Source organism: Polaromonas sp. P1_G2 (genome assembly GCF_056405515.1).
This window is the reverse complement of record NZ_JBFUBY010000982.1, coordinates 1-490: the sequence shown is the minus strand read 5'-3', so window position 1 is coordinate 490 and position 490 is coordinate 1. Positions and strand designations below refer to the sequence as shown.

General features: G+C 60.0%; 2 protein-coding genes. Both read right to left on the bottom strand.

The features are described from left to right. Positions 1 to 211: hypothetical protein (locus AC1D0P_RS28665; protein WP_477679834.1), on the bottom strand; the 211-nt coding region annotated here is incomplete at its 3' end. Positions 212 to 220: 9 nt separating this feature from the next. Further along, positions 221 to 379 (bottom strand): 3-keto-5-aminohexanoate cleavage protein, encoded by a 159-nt coding sequence (locus AC1D0P_RS28660; protein WP_477679833.1) that lies wholly within the window; start codon positions 377 to 379, stop codon positions 221 to 223. Positions 380 to 490 lie beyond the last annotated feature (111 nt).

Below are 490 nucleotides of genomic sequence, written 5' to 3'. Positions count from 1 at the left end.
CTTCGATGCCGACGCCGCGGCGATGCAGCAATTCCATGATACCCGGTGCGTCGGGTTCAGACAGATTGACCGAGGCGTAGTCCGCCAAATCGCTCCAGGCTTCGATCGCTGAGATCGTTCGTTCCGCTGAACCTTCGATCCACGCTCCGGTCGAGACGCCGATCAGCGTGCCCGGACACGCTTGCCGGCCGCACGGCCCGGACGGTTGCACTGACAGCGTTCAGGCTCTCGGTTCCTCATTCCTTGGGTGCAGATGAAGTTCCGCCGCACCAGCCGCCACGCAGGCAGCGCTGTCGCGAGCAATCTCCTCGATGCTCGTTGGCAGACATGGGTGATAGTCGAAAGCGCGTGCGCCATTGATGCAAGCCTGGACGATCATGCGTTTCTCCCTGAAGCTATCGGCTGTAATAACGCGGGAAGCCGCAAAAAGCAGGCAGGATCAATCCTTTTCCTTCGATGCCAGCCAATCCTTGATGAGCTGCCGATCGAT